Origin of the sequence: Methylobacterium sp. CCH5-D2 (genome assembly GCF_001556475.1) — a bacterium.
GTDB lineage: Bacteria > Pseudomonadota > Alphaproteobacteria > Rhizobiales > Beijerinckiaceae > Methylobacterium > Methylobacterium hispanicum.
In genome coordinates this window covers 1-3,704 of the sequence record NZ_LSIX01000648.1, presented here as the reverse complement: position 1 = coordinate 3,704, position 3,704 = coordinate 1, and the positions used below count along the sequence as shown (strand labels likewise).

Here is a 3,704-nt window from a genome sequence, read left to right as displayed (position 1 = left end):
GCGCGCCGACATGATCGTCATGGGCGCCTACCATCACGCCCGGGTCCGCGAATTCCTCTTTGGAGGCGTCACACGAGCCCTCCTGCACGACAGCCCCGCACCCCTCTTCCTCAGCCATTGAGCCCTGGCAGGTCGGCGATGCTCAAGCGAACCCGCTCCAGAACCGGCGCCGCCACCCGGACGGCGCGCAAGCGCAACCTTCCGCGCCGGTCGCCCCGCCCGAAACCCGGCCTCGATCGCCCCGATCTGCCGGACCGCGCGCAGACCGGCCCGGCAAACAGCATGGATTGGGCGGATCCGCTGAGCGCGGAGGAGCGTCGCGCGCTGGAAGCGGGCTGGAGCTTCGTCGAGTGATCGGCGGGCGCCCTCGCAGGGTGCGCCCCGCGATGCAGGATCCGCCGCCGTCCGCGGCGGGCTCGGCCGCTCCGACCGACCTCGGCGACGCAGCGTCCGACGGTCGGCGGTGAGGTTCGCGGCGGTGGGCGGGCGCGGCACGATGGGCGGAAGGGCGGGCGCGCGGCGAACGAGACGCCAGCCCCCGCGCCGGGGCACCCGCACGAGCATCCCGCCGAGGACGCGCCAGCTCAGTGGCTCATCAGGCAGCACAGGGTCGTGCGGTCGAGGAAATCGCGCGTGACGCCGCCGAAGATCCACTCGCGCAGGCGGGAACGACCGTAGGCGCCCATCACGACGAGGTCGGCCTCCTGCCGCAGGGCGAAGTCGAGGATCTCGTCGCTCTCGCGCATGGCGGTCCGCAGGAGATGCGTGGTCACCTGGGCGCCGTGCCGGGCGAGATGCCCGGCGACGTCCTCCGCCCCCTCCCGGTGGGCATCGGGGCCGACGCTCACTACGAGGACGTGGTCCGCCTCGCGCAGGAAGGGCAGGGCGGCCGACACCGCCCGCCGCGCCGCCGGACCGTCCTTCCAGGCGACGACGACGCGCGTCCCCTTCAGGCCGGCGAGGCGGGGCGGAACGACGAGGACGGGCCGGCCGGCCTCCATCAGCACCGGCCCCGGGGGGACGCCGAGGGGACCGGGATCCGCGTCCTCCGCGCCGCGCCGCCCGACGACGACGAGGTCCGCGACGCGCGCCTGCTCGACGAGGTGCGTGAGCGGGCCGGCGAGGGCGGGGCACCACTCCGTGCGGATCCCGTCGCCCGCGCCGCTCTCGAAGAGCGGGCGCACGCGCGCGAGGATCTCGCGCACCTCCGCCCTGTTGCGCTCCTCCTGCTCGAGGGCGTCCTGGATGTCGCGCACCAGCAGGGGCGTCGGCACCGCGTGGCCGGCCGCGCCCGTGAGGATGGCCCCGAACCGCCGCGCCACGCCGGCGGCGAGCCTGATCCGGTCCGGGGCCGCCTCGCCGAGATCGGCGGACACGAGGACGTTCGCGTAATCCATGGCCACCTCCGTCGCGCGTCGCGGCCGACGGGTGGAGCCTAAGGCTCGGCCGGGGCCGTCCACCTTGATCCATCGCAAGCCGCTCCGCCCGCCCGGCTCAGGCCCCGACCGGCCGCGGCGACGGCTCGGGGCCGGCCCCGGTGCCGCCGAGGACCCGCATGGCGTTGAGGACGACCGCGACGTCGATCACCTCCTGAAGCAGCGCGCCCTGTATGGGCGAGAGGTAGCCGAGCGCCGCCGCCGTCATGCCGGCGAGCGAGAGCCCGAGCCCCGCCGCCACGCTCTGGACCGCGATGACGCGGGCCCGCCGGGCGATCCGGATGGCCTCGGGCAGCGGCGCGAGGCTGTCGACCAGGAGGACGACGTCCGCCGCCTCGGCCGCCGCCGCCGCGCCCCGGGCGCCGAGCGCGACGCCGAGGTCGGCGGCCGCCAGGGCGGGCGCGTCGTTGACCCCGTCGCCCACCATCATCACGGGGCCGTTCCGCCGCTCGGCGGCCACGATGTCGGTCTTGTCCGCGGGATCGAGATCCGCCGCGACGGCGTCGATGCGAAGCCCGGCCGCCAGTGCCTCCGCCACGGCACGCCGGTCCCCCGTCGCGAGCACCACACGCGAGACGCCGCAGGCGCGCAGAGCGTCGAGCGACCGGCCGCCGTCCCGCCGCAGCGGGTCGGCGAACGTGAGGATCGCGGCGGGGCTGCCGTCGATGGCGACCAGCACCGTCGCCGAGGCGGCGGGTTCGTCCCGCTCCTCCTCGATCCGCGGGAAGGCACCGGCATGCTCGCGCAGGAGGCGCGGTCCGCCGACCACGACGCGCCGGCCCGCCACGATGCCGGCGACCCCCGCGCCGGGGATCTCGGCGACCGCCTCCGGCCGGGAAAGCGCGAGGCCGCGCCCGCGCGCCTCGGAGACCAGGGCGCGGGCCATCGGATGGCCGGAGGCCTGCTCGAGGCTGGCAGCAAGCCCCAGCGCCTCCACCTCCTCGAAGGGGGGTAGGGTGCGCACCGAGACCAGTCGGGCGGCGCCGTGCGTGAGGGTGCCGGTCTTGTCCACCACCAGTACGCGGATTCCGGCCAGCGTCTCCAGGGCGCCCCCGCCCTTGATGAGGACGCCGATGCGCGCGGCGCGCGAGAGGCCGGAGACCAGGGCGACGGGCACGGCCAGGATCAGCGGGCACGGAGTGGCGACGACCAGGACCGCGAGGGCCCGCAACGGGTCGCCCGCCGCGACCCAGGCGGCCCCGGCCATGAGGAGCGTCACGCCCAGAAAGGCGAGGCCGTAGCGATCCGCCATGCGCGCCATCGGGGCCTTCCGGGACCGGGCCGCCTCGACGAGGCGGACGATCCCCGCATAGGTGCTGTCGGCCGCGGCGCGCTCGGCGAGAAGCGTGAAGGGCGCGCCGACGTTCACCGACCCGCTCAGCACGGGCGCGCCCCGCTCGATGGCGACGGGCAGCGCCTCGCCGGTCAGGCTCGACTGGTCGAGCACGGCGCGGCCCGCGGCGACGCGGCCGTCCACCGGCAGGACGTCGCCGACGCGCACGAGGACGCGGTCTCCCGGTGCCAGCGCCCCGAGCGGCACCTCGGTGAGCCTGCCGTCCGCCTCCCGCAGGGCGGAGCAGGGCTGGCGCGCGATCAGAGCCGTCATGGATCGCTCGGCGCGCCCGGCCGCGTAGGCCTCCAGCGACTGGCCGCCCGCGTACATGAGGGCGATGACGACGCCGGCCAGCGGCTGCGACAGGGCGAGCGCCCCGCCCATCGACAGCAGGGCGACGAGGTCGAGTCCGACATCGCCCCGCGCGAGGCCGGCAACCACCTGCGCGGCGAGCGCGGCCAGGATCGCCAGCGTCGCCAGCGTCCAGGCCCAGTTCGCGGCGCCGGGTTGGCCGAGCGCCTGCGCCGACAGGCCGACGCAGAGGCCCGCCAGCGGCACGACCGCCAGCCAGCGGCGCAGGCGCGGGCCCCATTCGGCGAGGGTCGGCCCTGCGATCCCGGTCGCGCCCGTCGCCGATGCCGTCGTCATGCCCGCGTCCGCTCCGGCTGCCGCGCCCTCGCAAGGCTCCCACCGGACCGTCGCGGCGCCTTGTGCTGGATCAAGGCGGACGCGACCGCGCTCGCCTTATTCGCGGATCCGCGTCGGCTTGCGTCAGATCAAAGCCGTGCCGGGTTCCGGCCCGCAGCATGACGGCGATCCATCGCGGGTCCGGGGAGGGCACGATGACGTACGCGAGCATCATGGTGGGCGTCGATGACGGGCTCCACGCCTCGGCACGGGTGCGCCTGGCCGCCGATGTCGCGCAGCGCTTCGGC

Annotated in this window: 4 protein-coding genes; 2 read left to right on the top strand and 2 right to left on the bottom strand. The window is 76.2% G+C overall.

Translation table 11 applies throughout. The features are described from left to right. Positions 1-121: universal stress protein (locus AX737_RS32180; protein WP_197430614.1), on the top strand; the 121-nt coding region annotated here is incomplete at its 5' end. Positions 122-138: 17 nt separating this feature from the next. After that, positions 139-354, top strand: coding sequence for a hypothetical protein (locus AX737_RS17210; protein ID WP_066923568.1), 216 nt, complete (start codon positions 139-141; stop codon positions 352-354). Between the two features lie 230 nt (positions 355-584). On the opposite strand, the gene AX737_RS17205 is transcribed toward AX737_RS17210, so the two are convergent. Both AX737_RS17205 and AX737_RS17200 read right to left on the bottom strand, forming a co-directional pair. Next, positions 585-1,397, bottom strand: a complete 813-nt coding sequence (locus tag AX737_RS17205; protein ID WP_066923565.1) for a universal stress protein — start codon at positions 1,395-1,397, stop codon at positions 585-587. Between the two features lie 97 nt (positions 1,398-1,494). Then, positions 1,495-3,417 (bottom strand): heavy metal translocating P-type ATPase, encoded by a 1,923-nt coding sequence (locus tag AX737_RS17200; RefSeq protein WP_066923562.1) that lies wholly within the window; start codon positions 3,415-3,417, stop codon positions 1,495-1,497. Positions 3,418-3,704 lie beyond the last annotated feature (287 nt).